Source organism: Pseudomonas rhodesiae (assembly GCF_013285305.1).
Classification (GTDB): domain Bacteria; phylum Pseudomonadota; class Gammaproteobacteria; order Pseudomonadales; family Pseudomonadaceae; genus Aquipseudomonas; species Aquipseudomonas rhodesiae.
Map to the genome: position 1 here is coordinate 494,113 of NZ_CP054205.1, position 17,163 is coordinate 511,275.

Consider the following 17,163-nt stretch of genomic DNA (forward strand, 5'->3'; position numbering starts at 1 on the left):
AAAACGGGGTGCTACCTGGCGTATCTTAGGTGAGCCTTGGGATTTATGCGTCGAAGGGTTTCAACGGTAAAGTTGCGACATTTTTCAGAGAGAGGAATTCAAGTGGCTCAAAAGCAGGAAGAGGAAGACAAGGTCCGCTTGGACAAGTGGCTGTGGGCTGCGCGCTTCTATAAAACCCGCGCCTTGGCCAAGGCCGCGATTGAAAGCGGCAAAGTGCATCACCGAGGGGAACGCTGCAAGCCGGGTAAAGAGCCGCGTGTTGGCGATGAATTTGAGATTCGTACGGGGTTTGATGAAAAGACCATCGTGGTCCAGGCATTGTCGATCGTGCGGCGCGGGGCACCTGAAGCCCAGACGCTGTACGTCGAAACCCAAGCCAGCATCGCCAAGCGCGAACAAGCGGCGGCGATGCGCAAGGCTGGGGCGTCAGGCCTGACCACTGACGGTAAACCGAGCAAGAAGCAACGCCGCGACTTGTTCAAGTTTCGCGGCAGTGGCAATGACGATTGATTGCGCCAATCACGCTGTCATCGCTGTGTGCCGCGTCGCGGTGTTAAGAGAAGGTGCGCATGACGCTCAGTCGACCGAGCACTGGCAGTTTGCCAAATACTCCGAAAATCGGTGCCGTTAACCGCAGCAGTACACCGGAAACCTTCGCGGCAAAAGGCGTGTAATAACCCCAACCCAAGGCCAGCAGCGCCAGTAACACTCCACCGATGTAATCGTCCTGACCCCAATGCGCACCGGCGACCAGGCGCGGCATCATGAACAGCAGCGCCAGGCCCCAGATCACCAATACTTGGCCGATTCGCTTGGCAAACACGCTCATGAACATCCCCCAGATCAAGAGCACCGACGCATGATCGCCGGGAAAGCTCTGGCTGGAGCGATCCTTCAACTCCCAGGTTTTTTCCAGCCCTGGGAAATAGTCGCTCATCTGGATAGCGCCGCTGATCATCATCGACGGGCTGCTGTGTTGCCAGCCCATCTGCGCTGCAAGTTTGGAAAACAGCATGCGAATAAACAGCAGCAATAGCAGGATGCTGAAGAACCCGAAAAACGCCTGGCGAACCTGCATGGCTTTGAACACCCAATCGCCGCGAATCAACAGCGCCAGCAGAATCACCCCGACTACCGCATCGAACGGTCGCAAACTCGCCACGGCCCACACATGCAGCCAGGCTGAACTTGTGGCCAGCGGGTCATTGAGCAGATGAAATAGCCATTCGTCGAAAACTACGCACAGCATCTGCCCCGTGGGCCATAGCCAAAAGCACAGCAGCCCGATAGCGAGTAGATTGCAGAGCGCCCACCCCCCGAGGTTCCACCTGGCTTGGAACAAACCCGGATTGTTCATAAACTGTCCCTCTTCGCTCTGTAAAATCGCACCAGTTTGGTGCCAAAGCGTTTAATTTTATAAACTTTGTAACCATTTTGTCATCACTTCAGATATCCGACCTATGACTGATTTGCCGCATACCGACTTCACCCAACGCTTCATCTTCGACGACAGCGACGCTCGCGGCGAACTGGTGTCGCTGGAACTCAGCTATGCCGAAGTCCTTGCCAAACACGCCTATCCAGAGCCGGTCGCGCAATTGCTCGGCGAGCTGATGGCCGCGGCGGCGCTGCTGGTGGGTACCATGAAATTCGACGGTTTGCTGATCCTGCAGGCCCGCTCCGAGGGCCCGATTCCGCTGCTGATGATCGAGTGTTCCAGCGAGCGCGATATTCGTGGTCTGGCCCGCTACGAGGCCGAGCTGATCGCCCCGGACGCGAGCTTGTCCGACCTGATGCCCAACGGCGTATTGGCGCTCACCGTCGACCCGACCGAAGGCCAGCGTTACCAAGGGATTGTCGACCTTCACGGTAAAACCCTGTCGGAATGCTTCACTAACTATTTCGTGATGTCCCAGCAAGTGGGCACCAAGTTCTGGCTCAACGCCGACGGCAAGCGCGCCCGCGGCATGCTGTTGCAGCAACTGCCGGCAGATCGCATCAAGGACGAAGACGATCGCGCGGAAAGCTGGCGCCACACCATCGCCCTGGCCGACACGTTGAAAGCCGAAGAGTTGCTTGGCCTTGACAACGAAACCATCCTGCATCGTCTCTACCATGAGGAAGAGGTGCGGTTGTTCGATGCACAAAGCCTGCGCTTCCATTGCAGTTGCTCCCGCGAGCGTTCGGGCAATGCGCTGGTCAGCCTTGGCCTGCACGACGCGCAAAATCTTGCGGCGGAGCATGGCGGCAAGGTCGAGATCGATTGCCAGTTCTGTAACCAGCGCTACCTGTTCGATGCTGCCGATATCGCCCAATTGTTTGCTGGTGCAGGCGTCGACACCCCTTCCGGTACCCGCCACTAAAACGTTTAAGTACAGGTAAATCACCTGTGAATCGCCGGATTAGCGCTGTTCTGACGGGAGGGCCCTACTCTTTTTGGGCTTTTCTGGCATAATCCGGCCCACTTTTTTCGCGGTAGTAGTGCGCGACTTTCTACTACAAAACGTTTGGAGCACTCGGCCATAGGCCGACGGGGAACCTCATGACGCAAGCCAACAACGCCGTATACACCGATCTGAGTGTTGACGATCTGGTTAAAGAAGCCCTGAAGCGCGGTGAAGGCGTGCTTGCCGATACTGGTGCGCTGGTCGTAGAAACCGGGCACCGCACCGGCCGTTCGCCAGTCGATCGTTTCATCGTTGAAGAGCCTTCCACTCAGGACGCCATCGCCTGGGGCCCGATCAACCGCAAGTTCCCAGCCGACAAATTCGACGCTCTGTGGGCTCGCGTCGAGGCGTTCAACAACGCGCAAGAGCATTTCGTTTCCCACGTTCATGTAGGTGCTTCCGAAGCTCACTACCTGCCGGTGAAGATGACCACCCAGACTGCTTGGCAGAACCTGTTCGGTCGTTGCCTGTTCATTAACCCGGCGAAATACAACCCGGCGGGTCGCGACGAATGGCAAGTGCTCAACGTGGCCAACTTCGAGTGCGTGCCGGAGCGCGACGGCACTAACTCCGACGGTTGCGTGATCCTCAACTTCGCCCAGAAAAAAGTGCTGATCGCGGGCATGCGTTACGCCGGCGAAATGAAGAAAGCCATGTTCTCGGTGCAGAACTTCCTGCTGCCGGCCGCCGATGTACTACCGATGCACTGCGCCGCCAACATCGGCGAAGCAGGCGACGTGACCCTGTTCTTCGGCCTGTCGGGCACTGGTAAAACCACCCTGTCGGCCGACGAAAGCCGTTACTTGATCGGTGACGACGAACACGGCTGGGGCGAGGGTGTAGTGTTCAACATCGAAGGCGGTTGCTATGCCAAGTGCATCGACCTGTCCGAGAAGAACGAGCCTGTCATCTGGAAAGCTATCAAGCACGGTGCTGTGTTGGAAAACGTGGTGATCGACGATGCCAAGCACGCCGACTACACCAACGTGAGCCTGACCCAGAACAGCCGCGCTGCTTACCCGTTGGAGCACGTTGCCAAGCGTTCCGAGAAGAACCTGGGCGGCGAGCCTAACGCGGTGATCTTCCTGACCTGCGACCTGACTGGCGTACTGCCGCCCGTGTCGATCCTCAGCGAAGAACAAGCGGCCTATCACTTCTTGTCCGGCTACACCGCGCTGGTGGGCTCCACCGAAATGGGTTCGGGCAGCGGCATCAAGTCCACCTTTTCCACCTGCTTCGGTGCGCCGTTCTTCCCACGTCCGGCCGGCGAATACGCAGAGCTGTTGATCAAGCGTATCCGCGGTTTCGGCTCCAAGGTCTACCTGGTCAACACCGGCTGGACCGGCGGCGGCTACGGCGTCGGCAAGCGCTTCAACATCCCGACCACTCGCGGCGTGATCGCAGCGATCCAGAGCGGCGCGTTGGTCGGTGCTGAAACCGAACATCTCGACACCATCAACCTCGACGTGCCATTGGCCGTACCGGGCGTTGAAACCGGCCTGTTGAACCCACGTAACACCTGGGCTGACAAAGCCGCTTACGATGAAGCAGCGAAGGCGCTGGCTGGTCTGTTCATCGAGAACTTCAAGAAGTTTGAAGTGAGCGACGCGATCAAGGCTGCGGGTCCGAAGTTGTAAAATTCGGAAACTGTGAAAAAGCCGCCCCTTGTGGGCGGCTTTTTTATGGGCGTCAGGCTGGCGAAGATACCCATGTGGGAAGGCTCAGTATTTTTGCGCTCAGCTCAGATTTTCCAGTGTTTGCGTGTCCCAACTGTGGGTTTTGATGGCCAGGTAGAGCATACCGATAGTCAGCGGGACCTTGTCGCCATGCCCTTTGCTGCGACGTTTGAGGAACACGTCAAAGACCGGCGGGTTGAAGTAGCGATAAGTGTCGTAGTCGCCCAGGTCGAGGGCAAACTCCTGCTCCAGTGCTTCCATAAGCTGTTTGGCTTCACTGCCGTCACAGCCCAAGTCGAAATTAAGTGAGGTTTGCAGGCGGATGGTCTTGTGTTTCGGCAGACCGATTTCTTCGTGCAGCAATTGCAAGAGTTGCTGCATAACGGGGTCTTCGGGGAAGTTGGGGGCGAGGTTCATGGTGGGGGCTGTGGTTAAGTGATGGCTGGTTTTTGCCTTGCAATATAGATTTTGGGTGCTCAATAACCCGATACCGATCACAAAGGCCACGACTGGCAAGCTTTCTAAGTGGGCCTCTCTGATCCAAGAGGTGGCATAGAAAAGAAGTGCTGGCCCAGTTACCAAAAGGCAGAGTCCAAGCCACTTTCTGAGTGCTGGTAGCTTTATTGTTCTGTCGACGAGTGCGGCCAGTATGAGCAGGAGCAGCAGATTGGTCCACTGGGTGTAATCGCTCATCGTATCAGCCCCCCTGGAACTGTCGGACCATAGCCGACAGTGAACGCTGAGGGCCGATTCCGCCGCTGACCTGCGCGTCCAGGCCTATAACTACGTCGCCGGCGTGATAGCTGCGAATGATGCCTTTCACTGTCAGGGTGGCGGTCGCGCCAACAATGCCTCCGATAGGTCGAGATACCAGGCTGATAGGTGCAGCCAGAGCGCCTCCAATCAATCCTGAGATGATGTCTGCTCGAGTGTTGAGCACGTCTGCCTGTTGCCGATTCAGAGGCTTTGAAATCGCGAGCTTCATTTTGCAAGGTAAGTCGCGGGCAAGCATTTTTTCGTAAAGATCCCTGATGTGGCTCCTCAGCTCGTTTGCGGTGTTTCCTGCTCCCAGTAGGCATAGGTTGCCCAAAGCATTCCGATTTTCAGGCACAACAGTGAAGCGCATCACTGTGAACGTGATGCCATAGTGGCCGATGTGTTGAGTCCTTTCGATGTTCACGGGGTTCTGCCGAGAAAGTAGAGACCGCGTTATTTTCATGCAGTTACGGCTAGCTTCTATAGAGGGGTAAGCGGGCGTTTGGAGCAGTTTGGGAAGGGGATGTCGTGGCGTTTGGTGATTTCCTACAACTGTTTCCGGCATTCGTGGCTAGGCAGCGACGCACCGGATAGGACTGGCCAAATGTGGAAACCGGGCTTGGCCGAGGCTCCGCTATCGCAGGGGTGGCTGTGCGTGGCGTGTAGCGTTGGGATTTCAAAGCGTTCCCACGTAGCGCTGATACATCGCTCAGCAATGGGTAGCGTCAGGCTGAAGCAGATACCCCTGTGAAAAGGCTCAGTGTTTTTGCGCTCAGCTCAGATTTTCCAGTGTTTGCGTGTCCCAACTGTGGGTTTTGATGGCCAGGTAGAGCATACCGATAGTTAGCGGGACCTTGTCGCCATGCCCTTTGCTGCGACGTTTGAGGAACACGTCAAAGACCGGCGGGTTGAAGTAGCGATAAGTGTCGTAGTCGCCCAGGTCGAGGGCAAACTCCTGCTCCAGTGCTTCCATAAGCTGTTTGGCTTCACTGCCGTCACAGCCCAAGTCGAAATTAAGTGAGGTTTGCAGGCGGATGGTCTTGTGTTTCGGCAGACCGATTTCTTCGTGCAGCAATTGCAAGAGTTGCTGCATAACGGGGTCTTCGGGGAAGTTGGGGGCGAGGTTCATGATGGGCGCACTCAAGAGTGGGTGAGGAGGATGGTTGCGTTGTAGGCGGTATTTGTTTCGAGTGATGAAGAGCGCTAAGCCCACCAAGAACACAAAGACAGGCAGGAACGGCATTCTGAGGATCACTGCTACGTAGGGTAGGAGGAACGTCAAAATAAGGCCTGTTATGAGGCAAGTGACAGCGAAGCGCTTTCTGAGCAGAGGGTCTGTTATGTGATAGTGCAGCACCCAATAGATAATGAGAAAAGAAGCGAATTGAAGATAAAGGGCCATGTTACTAAGACTCGTCCGAGTAGACATGCATTGAAAGTATTGACCGCTGAGGCCCTATGCCTCCTTTCACACTGGCATCCAGACCGATGATGATGTCTCCTGCGTGATATCTGCGAAGCTTGCCGGAAATCGAATCGCCAACGAAGCCCGCGGCGACTGTTGAAACCGCAACCCCCGGCGCTTTCACCGCACCGGAGAATATTTGTTTGATGAGCACGTTTTGGTCGTTTAGCCGATCGGCCTGACTCCGACTTAACGGAAAGGAAACCGCCACCGCCATATCGCACGGCAAGTCTCTGGCCAGCATTTTTTCGTACAACCTGCCTATCTGATCACGCACTTGCCGTGCTCGCGTTTTTGCTTCGCGCACACATAGATTGGCTAAAGCATTCCGATTTTCAGGCACAACAGTGAAGCGCATCACTGTGAACGTGATGCCATAGTGGCCGATGTGTTGAGTCCTTTCGATGTTCACGGGGTTCTGCCGAGAAAGTAGAGACCGCGTTATTTTCATGCAGTTACGGCTAGCTTCTATAGAGGGGTAAGCGGGCGTTTGGAGCAGTTTGGGAAGGGGATGTCGTGGCGTTTGGTGATTTCCTACAACTGTTTCCGGCATTCGTGGCTAGGCAGCGACGCACCGGATAGGACTGGCCAAATGTGGAAACCGGGCTTGGCCGAGGCTCCGCTATCGCAGGGGTGGCTGTGCGTGGCGTGTAGCGTTGGGATTTCAAAGCGTTCCCACGTAGCGCTGATACATCGCTCAGCAATGGGTAGCGTCAGGCTGAAGCAGATACCCCTGTGAAAAGGCTCAGTGTTTTTGCGCTCAGCTCAGATTTTCCAGTGTTTGCGTGTCCCAACTGTGGGTTTTGATGGCCAGGTAGAGCATACCGATAGTTAGCGGGACCTTGTCGCCATGCCCTTTGCTGCGACGTTTGAGGAACACGTCAAAGACCGGCGGGTTGAAGTAGCGATAAGTGTCGTAGTCGCCCAGGTCGAGGGCAAACTCCTGCTCCAGTGCTTCCATAAGCTGTTTGGCTTCACTGCCGTCACAGCCCAAGTCGAAATTAAGTGAGGTTTGCAGGCGGATGGTCTTGTGTTTCGGCAGACCGATTTCTTCGTGCAGCAATTGCAAGAGTTGCTGCATAACGGGGTCTTCGGGGAAGTTGGGGGCGAGGTTCATGATGGGCGCACTCAAGAGTGGGTGAGGAGGATGGTTGCGTTGTAGGCGGTATTTGTTTCGAGTGATGAAGAGCGCTAAGCCCACCAAGAACACAAAGACAGGCAGGAACGGCATTCTGAGGATCACTGCTACGTAGGGTAGGAGGAACGTCAAAATAAGGCCTGTTATGAGGCAAGTGACAGCGAAGCGCTTTCTGAGCAGAGGGTCTGTTATGTGATAGTGCAGCACCCAATAGATAATGAGAAAAGAAGCGAATTGAAGATAAAGGGCCATGTTACTAAGACTCGTCCGAGTAGACATGCATTGAAAGTATTGACCGCTGAGGCCCTATGCCTCCTTTCACACTGGCATCCAGACCGATGATGATGTCTCCTGCGTGATATCTGCGAAGCTTGCCGGAAATCGAATCGCCAACGAAGCCCGCGGCGACTGTTGAAACCGCAACCCCCGGCGCTTTCACCGCACCGGAGAATATTTGTTTGATGAGCACGTTTTGGTCGTTTAGCCGATCGGCCTGACTCCGACTTAACGGAAAGGAAACCGCCACCGCCATATCGCACGGCAAGTCTCTGGCCAGCATTTTTTCGTACAACCTGCCTATCTGATCACGCACTTGCCGTGCTCGCGTTTTTGCTTCGCGCACACATAGATTGGCTAAAGCATTCCGATTTTCAGGCACAACAGTGAAGCGCATCACTGTGAACGTGATGCCATAGTGGCCGATGTGTTGAGTCCTTTCGATGTTCACGGGGTTCTGCCGAGAAAGTAGAGACCGCGTTATTTTCATGCAGTTACGGCTAGCTTCTATAGAGGGGTAAGCGGGCGTTTGGAGCAGTTTGGGAAGGGGATGTCGTGGCGTTTGGTGATTTCCTACAACTGTTTCCGGCATTCGTGGCTAGGCAGCGACGCACCGGATAGAACTGGTCAAATGTGGGCGCCGGGATTGCCCACAATCACTGATCTACAGGTCTACTGATACACCGCTCAAAGATCGCCTCCAAGCCCCGATAGTCACACGCCACGGCATCAATATTCGCCGGTATCCATGCTGCCTGTTTCACCAGCCACCAATTCACCGAAAACCCCGCATTTACGATGATCTGTTCGAACAAAATTCGCTGCGCCCGGCCGTTGCCTTCGCGGAAAGGATGGATGACGTTGAGGTCGCCGTAAGCTTCGGCGATTTGTGTCACCAGTTCGGCTTGGCTTGTGCCGACGAACCAGTTTGCCTCTTCCATATGCCGAATGATCTTTGCCGCTTCCGGCTGGATGCGTTCCGGGGTGCAGAACAGGGTGTCGCCTTTCTGGATGTTGACGCTGCGCAGTTCGCCGGCCCAGTCGTAAATGTCGCTGAACAGCGTGCGGTGGAGGTATTGCAGGCGTTCTAGGTCGTAGGGAGGAGGGAAGAGCGGAAGGTTGCTCACGGCAATTTCGGATAATTCCCGCTCGGCTTGGTGCAGTTTGTGTTCATCGTGCAAATCGAGGCGATTGCGCAGGACGCTGCTACCGGGGTAGCAGTACGGGTCCTGGCCTACCCCGTATTTGTCGAGCATCAGCGTGGAGTGTTGCGGTACTTGGCAAGCACGGCTTCGCGGGTCGGCAGGGGTTTGTCGACGTCGGCTGGTTGGGTCTCGAACCCTTCCAGGCGCAGGCTGGCCAGGTAATTGGAACGGCGGATCTTGTGGTAGTGATCCTGTTTCTGCTCAAAGGTCAGTTCGCTCATCGCAGCGTCCTCCTGGGTGGCAAGGCTTGATTGTAGCGCAATGCGTCAGCGGGAAGGCGGGATAAAAACCACGTCACATTTTGTATAAATACTCCGCCATCGGGCTGAATTCAGCGTATGTTTCACCGCAAAATCTTGTAGGGCGATTCCGCCCTCTAATTAAAGGGAGTTAAGCATGGGTTTGCTTCGTGTTGCTTCGGCGATGTCATTGTGTGCGGTAGCTTTTTCGATCCAGGCTGAGCAATTGCCGATCGAAGTGCTGAGTGCGGTGGTCAAGGACCAGAAAATCGCTGATGCCGAAGTATTGCTGCAGCGCAATGGCGCACAAAACGTGGTGGGCCGCACCAACGCCCAAGGCCAAGTGACGCTGACCAGCGAAGCCGCCGATGATGCGAGCAATCTGCTGATCATCAAAAAGCCTGGCTATTCCAACCTGGTGGTCAAGTGTCCCTGTGCGGGCATGACCTATGCGATCAGCCCGGTTATGGAGAATCTCGACGGCCTGCGTGTCGTGCTGACCTGGGGCAAGACGCCGGAAGATCTCGATTCCCACATGATCTTCCCGGGCAACAATATCTACTTCGAAAACAAGCAGGGTACCGACGCCGAGTTGGACGTGGACGACGTCGACAGTTATGGCCCGGAAACCATCACCCTGCAGAAAAAACACTACGGCGAAAGTTATGTATATGCCGTGCATGACTTCACCAACATTGCCAATCCGAGCTCGCGCCAGCTGTCCAACAGCGAAGCCAAGGTGTTTGTGTACATGGGCCAGTCCCTGGTGCGCACTTACTATGTGCCGAAGAACCGCAGCGGCAACCTGTGGACCGTGTTCCGCATGACCGGCAGCGGTGACTTCCAGGACATCAACACCTTCAGCGGTGTAAAGGTGGACGCCAAGGACGTGCTCGACGCAGTCAAACCGCTGCTGGATGACAGCGTCGCGGTAACGGCAGTAGCCGTTAGCTCCTCCGCACAAGCGGATGCGAAACGTCTGAACGTGCAAGGTGAAGCGGCCTACCAGGCCGGCAACCTGGATCAGGCCATCGAGTTGTTCCGTCAGGCCATCGACCTGGATAACAGCTTCGGTAAAGCCTACGGCAACCTGGGCTTGGCCTATCAGAAGGCCGGTAACACCGCCGAGTCGATCTGGGCCAACCGCAAGGCCATCGCCCTGGCCACTGGTGCGAACGCCGCGACTGTACGTGCCGGTGCTTACTACAACATCGCCCGGATCTACGAAGCGGCCGGGCAATTCTCTGACGCGTTGCGTCACTACCAGTTGGCCAAGGAACAGAAGGCTAACCCGGTGTATGACACGGCGATTGAGCGCGTGCAGAACCGCTGATTCAGCATTTAGCGCTGTTCTGAACTACTGTGGGAGGGGTGACCCCTCCCACAGTTTTTTGTGGTTTTCCTACAACCACAGTCTCCCTTGTCGAATTTGGCCCAAGGCCATGGCTGCACCCTGTGTATCATCCTGTCTCGTTTTTCCATGCGACCTTTCTCGATTCGCTGAACCGGCTGAACTACGTTTTAAAGCCACCTTCAGCGGTCAATGGAGTGACAGCCTATGCACGACACCCTCCAGCAGGTTTTTGGTTATCCACAGTTTCGTACGGGCCAGGAAGACACCGTCAGCGCTGTGCTGGCCGGGCGTTCGGCCGCCGCCATTTTCCCGACCGGATCGGGTAAGTCTCTGTGTTACCAGCTGTCGGCGGTGTTGCTGCCACATTTGACGTTGGTGGTATCGCCGCTGCTGGCGCTGATGCAGGATCAATTGGGCTTCCTGCAGCGTCACGGTATTTCGGCGGGCAGTATCGATTCGGCGCAAAGCCGCGAGGACGCCAATGACGTGATGGCCCGGGCGCGTTCCGGCGAGTTGAAAATCCTGATGATTTCCGTGGAGCGCTTGAAGAACGAGCGTTTTCGCAACTTTCTGCAGAGCGTGCGGATATCGCTGCTAGTGGTGGATGAAGCCCACTGTATTTCCGAATGGGGCCACAACTTTCGTCCGGACTATCTGAAGCTGCCGGACTACCAGCGTCAGTTCAATATCCCACAGGCGCTTTTGCTGACGGCTACGGCGACGCCCGAGGTGATTGCCGATATGCAGACGAAGTTCGCCATCGCTGCTAACGATGTGGTCACCACCGGCTTCTACCGGCCCAACCTTAACCTGTTAGTGGAGCCGGTGAGCGGTGCAGACAAGCGTCGCAGGTTGATCCAGTGGATGAACGAGCGGGCCGGCCAGCCAAGTATCGTCTACGTCACCCTGCAGAAAACCGCCGAGCAGATTGCCGAACACCTGAACCGTCATGGCATCCAGGCCGAGGCTTATCACGCCGGTCTGCCCCACGATAAGCGCGAGGGCATTCAGCAGCGCTTCATGGACGGGCGCTCCAATTGCATCGTGGCCACCATCGCGTTTGGTATGGGGATCGACAAAAGTGACATCCGCAATGTGGTGCACTTCGACCTGCCCAAATCCATTGAAAACTACAGCCAGGAAATCGGCCGCGCCGGTCGCGATGGCCGGCCGTCCGACTGTTTGGTGCTGGCCAACCGCGACAGCCTCAATGTGCTGGAAAACTTTGTATACGGCGATACGCCCGAACAGGAAGGCATCCTGCGGGTGCTGGAGCAGTTGCAGGCAGCGCGCGGCGAAGGGCAGTGGGAGTTCCTACTCAGGTCATTGGCGGATCACAGCAATATCCGCGAACTGCCACTCAAGACGCTGCTGGTGCAACTGGAACTCAGGGGCGTAATCGCGCCGCGCTATGCGTTCTACGCCGAATACCGCTTTAAGTACCTGGTCGAGCCCGAGGCATTGTTGGCGCGGTTTTCCGGTGAACGGCAGCAGTTTGTAGCGGCGATCATCCAGGTGTGCAAGCGGGCAAAAACCTGGGCGACGGTAGATTTCGACGCGCTCCACCAGCAGCACAATGCCGTGCGCAGCCGTGTGGTGAAGGCCCTGGATTATTTTCAGGAGCAGGGTCTGATCGAGCTGGAAAGCAAGCAGATGACCGAAGTCTACAGCCTGCTGAATACCGAATTTGATCCACAGGCGCTGAGCCAGGAGTTATACACAGGCTTCAAGCAGCACGAGCTTGCGCAGGTGGCGCGGATTCACGCCATGCTGGAGCTGTTCGCCACCGAGCACTGCTTGGGGCAGCGACTGGCACGCTATTTCGGCGATGAAAACGCGCCTCAACGTTGCGGGCATTGTTCGGTCTGCCATGGCCAGGTGGCGCACCTGCCGCCGCCGCCGAGCTTGCCGGCGCTTGTGGATAAAAACTTTATGGGGCTGTGCGGTGATTTTATCCACAGGCATCATGAGCACACCGGTCACCTACCCGGCGCCGAGCGCCTGACGCGCTTCCTGGGCGGTATCAGCGTGCCGTTGTTCACCAAGTTGAAGGCACGAACTATTCCCGGTTTTGCCGCGTTGGAAGACTATCCCTATGCCGAGGTTCGCGCCTGGGCCCAGGCCCATTTGAACGAACTGTAACGCCCATTCGAAGAGAGGTGCCGATGCCTGACTCAATGCCGCAACGTGCTGATTACCGTCACTTCCAGCCGATCATTACGCGCTGGCACGACAACGATGTGTATGGCCATGTTAACAACGTCACCTATTACAGCTTCTTCGACACGGCGGTGAATACCTACCTGATCGACCAGGGCGGGCTGGATATTCATGACGGCGAAGTGGTTGGGTTTGTGGTCAGTTCGTCGTGCGATTACTTTGCGTCGATCGCTTACCCTGAGCGCGTTGAGATCGGCCTGCGCGTAGGCAAGCTGGGCAATAGCTCAGTGCAGTACGAGTTGGCGGTGTTTAAAGCAGACGAGGAGGATGCCTGTGCGGCGGGGCGTTTTGTGCATGTGTTTGTGGATCGGGGGACGAACCAGCCGGTGACGATTCCGGGAATGTTGCGCGAGGCATTGCAGAGATTGGTGGTGTGACCGCAGCAACCCATCTGGGAGGAGGGCAAGCCTCCTGCCACATGGGGTTTTGCTGTGTTTTTAAGGAATCAACGGTGGCGGTAGTGGTGCTTGTTCTTGCGATGCCCGTAAGCATGGCCACGGCCTGGGTGATCGTCACGGTAGTAGCGACGGTCGTCGCGGCCACGATAATGACGGTCATCGTCATCGCTCTTATTGCCCATGTAATTGCCCAAGGCACCGCCGGCGCCACCGCCTGCTGCTGAGCCGATCAGCGCGCCGGTGCTGCCGCCGACACTGCGGCCTACCACGTTGCCGCCCGCGGCGCCCAATGCGCCGCCGATGGCTGCTTCGCCACGGCTACGCTTGTCGGCGCCGACCGCGCTACCGCCCGCGCCGCCCAGGGCTGCGCCGATCGTCGAACCGGTGTTGCCGCCCAACTGCTGGCCGACCACAGAACCTAGAACCCCGCCCAATGCGCCGCCCACACCGGCTTCGGTGGTGCCACCGGCCATGGCTGCGCCACTGACCAGGCCAAGGGACAACAAGAGAATCGAGGAGAACTTCATTCGGGAAACCTCAAGGGGATGACGGCGCGATCCTGAGGCTGTATTGACATTGTGACAATAGAAATCCGACCAGTAACACGAGTTGTACACAATTCTATAAGTTACTGTTTTGAATAGGGAACTTAAGTGTTTTTTACGAGTCATTAGCTACTTCGGAACGGCCGCTTTTATGCAAAAGCGGCCTTTTTTGTGTCCGAAATGATCGATCAGGCCGAGCGCGACATGATCAAACCGCTGTCGCTCGCCGCTTCCAGACGAATCGCTACAAATTTCGACGTTGGCGTATGGCTGCCATCGCCTGTGCTTTCGAGCGGCACCAGTGGGTTCACTTCCGGGTAATAAGCGGCTGCTTGCCCGGCTGGAATATCAAATGCCAGCAAGGTGAAGCCCTTCACACGGCGCTCACGGCCGTCTTCCCACAGCGACACGATGTCAGCCTTCTGCCCCGGCTTGAAGCCCAGACGGATGATGTCGGCTTCATTGACGAACAGCACGTCACGCTGACCTTTGACCCCACGGTAGCGGTCGTCCAGGCCGTAGATCGTGGTGTTGTACTGATCGTGGGAGCGCATCGACTGCATGATCAGGTCCGGCACCCGGCCAGTGGCGTGGGTGCGCTCGTGGATCAAGTCCTTGGGCAGCACGTTCGGGCGGAAGTTGGCGCGTGTCGACGGCGTGTTCCATTTGCGCGCACCAGCCGCATTGCCCAGGTAGAAGCCGCCCGGGTTTTTGATTTTTTCGTTGAAATCCTTAAAGCCTGGAATGGTGTCGGCAATTAGATCGCGGATGCGCCCGTAGTCGGCCACCAGCCAGTTCCAGTCCACCGGCTGGCTGCCCAGGGTCGCGGCGGCAATGCCGGCCAGAATCGCCGGCTCGGATTTCATCAGGCTCGACAGCGGCTGCAATTGACCATTGGAGCCGTGGACCATGCTGAACGAGTCCTCCACCGTCACCGCCTGCGGGCCTTCGGCCTGGATATCGATGTCGGTACGGCCCAGGCACGGCAGGATCAGGGCGTCTTTGCCGTGCATCAGATGGCTGCGGTTGAGCTTGGTGCTGATCTGCACGGTCAGGTCGCAGTTGCGCAGCGCTTGGAAGGTGCGCGTGCTGTCCGGTGTGGCTTGTGCGAAGTTGCCACCCAGGCCGATAAATACTTTGGAGCGTCCTTCGAGCATGGCGTGGATCGCTTCGACTACGTTGTGGCCATTGGTGCGCGGCACCTGAAACTGGAAGCGGCGCTCCAACGAATCAAGGAACGCGACCGGCGGGCGCTCGTTGATGCCCATGGTGCGGTCGCCCTGCACGTTGCTGTGACCACGTACCGGGCACAGGCCGGAGCCCGGACGGCCGATATTGCCGCGCAGCAGCATCAGGTTGGCGATTTCCTGGATGGTCGGCACCGAGTGGCGGTGCTGGGTGATACCCATCGCCCAGCACATGATCACGTTCTTGCCTTTGGCGTACATACGCGCCGCTTGCTCGATTTCAACCAGGCTCAGGCCTGACTGCTCGACGATCTCCTCCCAAGAGGTATCGTCGATCTGCCCCAGGTACTCCAGCACATTGGCGGTGTGTTCGTTGAGGAAGTCATGGTCGAACACCGTTTCGGTGCCTTCGGCCTGCGCCTGGCGTTCCCACAGCAACAGGAATTTGGCCATGCCGCGCAGGATCGCCATATCGCCGCCCAGCGCCGGGCGGAAGTACGCGGTGTTGGTCGGTTTGTCGCCGTTGGTGAGCATCTCCAGCGGGTGCTGCGGGTGCTGGAAGCGTTCCAGGCCGCGCTCCTTGAGCGGGTTGATGCACACCACCTGGGCGCCACGTTTGACCGCTTCGCGCAGGGGTTCGAGCATGCGCGGATGGTTGGTGCCGGGGTTCTGGCCCCACACGAAAATCGCGTCGGCGTGTTCGAAGTCATCAAAGGTCACGGTGCCTTTGCCGACCCCCACGCTTTGCGCCAGGGCCACGCCGCTGGCTTCGTGGCACATGTTCGAACAGTCCGGGAAGTTGTTGGTGCCATAGGCGCGTACAAACAATTGGTATAGGTACGCGGCTTCATTGCTGGCGCGGCCGGAGGTATAGAACTCGGCCATGTCCGGGCTGGGCAGGGCATTGAGGTGCTGGCCGATCAGGTCGAAGGCCGCTTCCCAACTGATGGATTTGTAACGGTCGGTTGCGGCGTCGTAGCGCATAGGCTCGGTCAGGCGGCCTTGGTATTCCAGCCAATAGTCACTTTGCTCCAGCAGCGACGTCACGCTGTGCTTGGCGAAAAACGCCGCATCCACCCGGCGCTTGGTGGCTTCCCAGTTGACGGCCTTGGCGCCGTTTTCGCAGAACTTGACCATGCCGCTTTCCGGCGAGTCGCCCCAAGCACAGCCTGGGCAGTCGAAGCCGCCGTTCTGGTTGGTCTTGAGCATCATGCGCAGGTTTTTCAGCGCGTTATCGCTGGTCAACCACGCCTGCGCCACACTGATCAGCGCGCCCCAGCCGCCTGCCGGGCCTTTGTATGGCTTATAGCGCGGTGTGGGGGTTTGGTCGGCTTGATGATGATTGCTCACGGCTGGTTCTCCATCGCAGGGCTGTAGACCCGCGGCGCACTTTTCTGCGGCAGGTGGATGAGATTGAGGTTGTGCCGACGGGCCCATTGCAAGGCCAGGCCGGTGGGCGACGACAGGCTGACCAGGGTCTGGATGCCCGCGCGCAGGACTTTCTGGATCAATTCGAGGCTGCAACGGCTGGTGACAATCGCCACGCCGCCGTCGGTTGGAATTTGTTGACGGACCAATGCACCGATCAACTTATCCAGAGCGTTGTGCCGGCCAATGTCTTCGCGGCCCAGCAACAATTCGCCCTGATTATTCATAAACACCGCCGCGTGCACCGCACCGCTGTGCTGGCCGAGGGGCTGGAACGCGCTGATGCGCTGGCGCAGGCCGTCGAGCCACTCAGCAGGCGGCAGGGGCGCGCCGGCCAGCACTTGCAGATCCGGCAGGGCCTGTTCCACGGCTTCTACGCCGCATAAGCCACAGCCGCTGGTGCCCGCTAACTGACGACGCTGCTGCTTGAGGTTCCAGAACGCGCGGCTGGAAATCTGTACCTGGGCGTATTGCGCAGAGCCCGAGCCGCTAAGCTTCAGGTCGTAGATATCGCTGATGTCGGCGATGATGCCGCTGCCCAGGCTGAAGCCCACGATAAAGTCTTCCAGATCCGTAGGCGTCACCAGCATCACCGCTTGGCTGATGTCATTATAGGCGATCGCCAACGCCACTTCTTCGGCCAGCGCGGTGCTGGCGACGTCTGAGTGTTCGAGGGTGCAATACTGGTAGCTCTGGCTGGCGGCCGACGCGGGCGTTTGTGCAGCAGGCGCCGCGCAGGCTGGGCGCTGGGCGTTCATTTGGCGTATCACCGGCGGATTGATCAGTGTTTAGACTAGGCGCGACAAAGCGTCGCGTCTAATTGCCAGTA

At 57.5% G+C, this 17,163-nt stretch carries 18 protein-coding genes; 6 read left to right on the forward strand and 12 right to left on the reverse strand.

Annotation, left to right across the window (positions count from 1 at the left end; translation table 11 throughout):
- Window positions 1–102 precede the first annotated feature (102 nt).
- Window positions 103–510 (forward strand): RNA-binding S4 domain-containing protein, encoded by a 408-nt coding sequence (locus tag HRH33_RS02180; RefSeq protein WP_034095359.1) that lies wholly within the window; start codon window positions 103–105, stop codon window positions 508–510.
- 43 nt (window positions 511–553) lie between these two features.
- Here the strand turns inward: HRH33_RS02180 and HRH33_RS02185 are convergent, their stop codons facing one another.
- Complete coding sequence (locus HRH33_RS02185; protein WP_167418165.1) at window positions 554–1,357, reverse strand: phosphatase PAP2 family protein; 804 nt, start codon at window positions 1,355–1,357, stop codon at window positions 554–556.
- Between the two features lie 103 nt (window positions 1,358–1,460).
- Here HRH33_RS02185 and hslO point away from each other — a divergent pair, with 103 nt between their 5' ends.
- The gene (gene hslO, locus HRH33_RS02190; RefSeq protein WP_034136489.1) at window positions 1,461–2,363 is read left to right on the forward strand and encodes an Hsp33 family molecular chaperone HslO; all 903 of its coding nucleotides are present in this window, start codon (window positions 1,461–1,463) and stop codon (window positions 2,361–2,363) included.
- 179 nt (window positions 2,364–2,542) lie between these two features.
- Window positions 2,543–4,084 (forward strand): phosphoenolpyruvate carboxykinase, encoded by a 1,542-nt coding sequence (locus HRH33_RS02195; protein ID WP_034095362.1) that lies wholly within the window; start codon window positions 2,543–2,545, stop codon window positions 4,082–4,084.
- Window positions 4,085–4,183: 99 nt separating this feature from the next.
- Here the strand turns inward: HRH33_RS02195 and HRH33_RS02200 are convergent, their stop codons facing one another.
- The 8 genes from HRH33_RS02200 to HRH33_RS02235 form a co-directional block, all read right to left on the reverse strand.
- Complete coding sequence (locus tag HRH33_RS02200; RefSeq protein WP_034095363.1) at window positions 4,184–4,540, reverse strand: DUF1493 family protein; 357 nt, start codon at window positions 4,538–4,540, stop codon at window positions 4,184–4,186.
- A gap of 280 nt (window positions 4,541–4,820) precedes the next feature.
- Window positions 4,821–5,303: a hypothetical protein gene (locus HRH33_RS02205; RefSeq protein WP_167418164.1), complete on the reverse strand. Its 483-nt coding sequence runs from the start codon at window positions 5,301–5,303 to the stop codon at window positions 4,821–4,823.
- Window positions 5,304–5,651: 348 nt separating this feature from the next.
- Window positions 5,652–6,008: a DUF1493 family protein gene (locus HRH33_RS02210; RefSeq protein ID WP_034095363.1), complete on the reverse strand. Its 357-nt coding sequence runs from the start codon at window positions 6,006–6,008 to the stop codon at window positions 5,652–5,654.
- Between the two features lie 277 nt (window positions 6,009–6,285).
- Window positions 6,286–6,756: a hypothetical protein gene (locus HRH33_RS02215; protein WP_167418163.1), complete on the reverse strand. Its 471-nt coding sequence runs from the start codon at window positions 6,754–6,756 to the stop codon at window positions 6,286–6,288.
- Window positions 6,757–7,104: 348 nt separating this feature from the next.
- A complete protein-coding gene (locus HRH33_RS02220; protein ID WP_034095363.1) occupies window positions 7,105–7,461 on the reverse strand; it encodes a DUF1493 family protein in 357 nt (118 codons plus the stop codon).
- Between the two features lie 277 nt (window positions 7,462–7,738).
- Window positions 7,739–8,209, reverse strand: a complete 471-nt coding sequence (locus HRH33_RS02225; RefSeq protein WP_167418163.1) for a hypothetical protein — start codon at window positions 8,207–8,209, stop codon at window positions 7,739–7,741.
- Between the two features lie 205 nt (window positions 8,210–8,414).
- On the reverse strand, window positions 8,415–9,014 hold the full coding sequence (locus HRH33_RS02230) for a putative adenosine monophosphate-protein transferase Fic (protein WP_034136490.1): 600 nt from the start codon (window positions 9,012–9,014) through the stop codon (window positions 8,415–8,417).
- Window positions 9,014–9,184 carry a YhfG family protein gene (locus HRH33_RS02235; protein WP_080761377.1) on the reverse strand — a complete coding sequence of 57 codons (171 nt, stop codon included), beginning with the start codon at window positions 9,182–9,184 and terminating at the stop codon, window positions 9,014–9,016. The genes HRH33_RS02230 and HRH33_RS02235 overlap by 1 nt, the downstream gene beginning before the upstream one ends.
- Window positions 9,185–9,359: 175 nt before the next feature.
- On the opposite strand from HRH33_RS02235, the gene HRH33_RS02240 reads away from it, so the two are divergent.
- From HRH33_RS02240 to HRH33_RS02250, 3 genes are all read left to right on the forward strand, one after another.
- A complete protein-coding gene (locus tag HRH33_RS02240; RefSeq protein WP_167418162.1) occupies window positions 9,360–10,535 on the forward strand; it encodes a tetratricopeptide repeat protein in 1,176 nt (391 codons plus the stop codon).
- Between the two features lie 225 nt (window positions 10,536–10,760).
- A complete protein-coding gene (locus HRH33_RS02245) occupies window positions 10,761–12,698 on the forward strand; it encodes a RecQ family ATP-dependent DNA helicase (protein ID WP_167418161.1) in 1,938 nt (645 codons plus the stop codon).
- A 23-nt stretch (window positions 12,699–12,721) separates the two neighbouring features.
- A complete protein-coding gene (locus tag HRH33_RS02250; protein ID WP_167418160.1) occupies window positions 12,722–13,153 on the forward strand; it encodes an acyl-CoA thioesterase in 432 nt (143 codons plus the stop codon).
- 68 nt (window positions 13,154–13,221) lie between these two features.
- On the opposite strand, the gene HRH33_RS02255 is transcribed toward HRH33_RS02250, so the two are convergent.
- The 3 genes from HRH33_RS02255 to fdhD all read right to left on the reverse strand — a co-directional run bounded on the left by HRH33_RS02255 (window position 13,222) and on the right by fdhD (window position 17,092).
- On the reverse strand, window positions 13,222–13,701 hold the full coding sequence (locus HRH33_RS02255) for a glycine zipper domain-containing protein (protein ID WP_034136493.1): 480 nt from the start codon (window positions 13,699–13,701) through the stop codon (window positions 13,222–13,224).
- Window positions 13,702–13,907: 206 nt separating this feature from the next.
- Entirely contained in the window at window positions 13,908–16,256 is a 2,349-nt protein-coding gene (locus HRH33_RS02260) for an FdhF/YdeP family oxidoreductase (RefSeq protein WP_167418159.1), read from the reverse strand.
- A complete protein-coding gene (gene fdhD, locus HRH33_RS02265; RefSeq protein WP_034136495.1) occupies window positions 16,253–17,092 on the reverse strand; it encodes a formate dehydrogenase accessory sulfurtransferase FdhD in 840 nt (279 codons plus the stop codon). Before fdhD ends, HRH33_RS02260 begins: the two co-directional genes overlap by 4 nt.
- Between the last annotated feature and the right edge of the window lie 71 nt (window positions 17,093–17,163).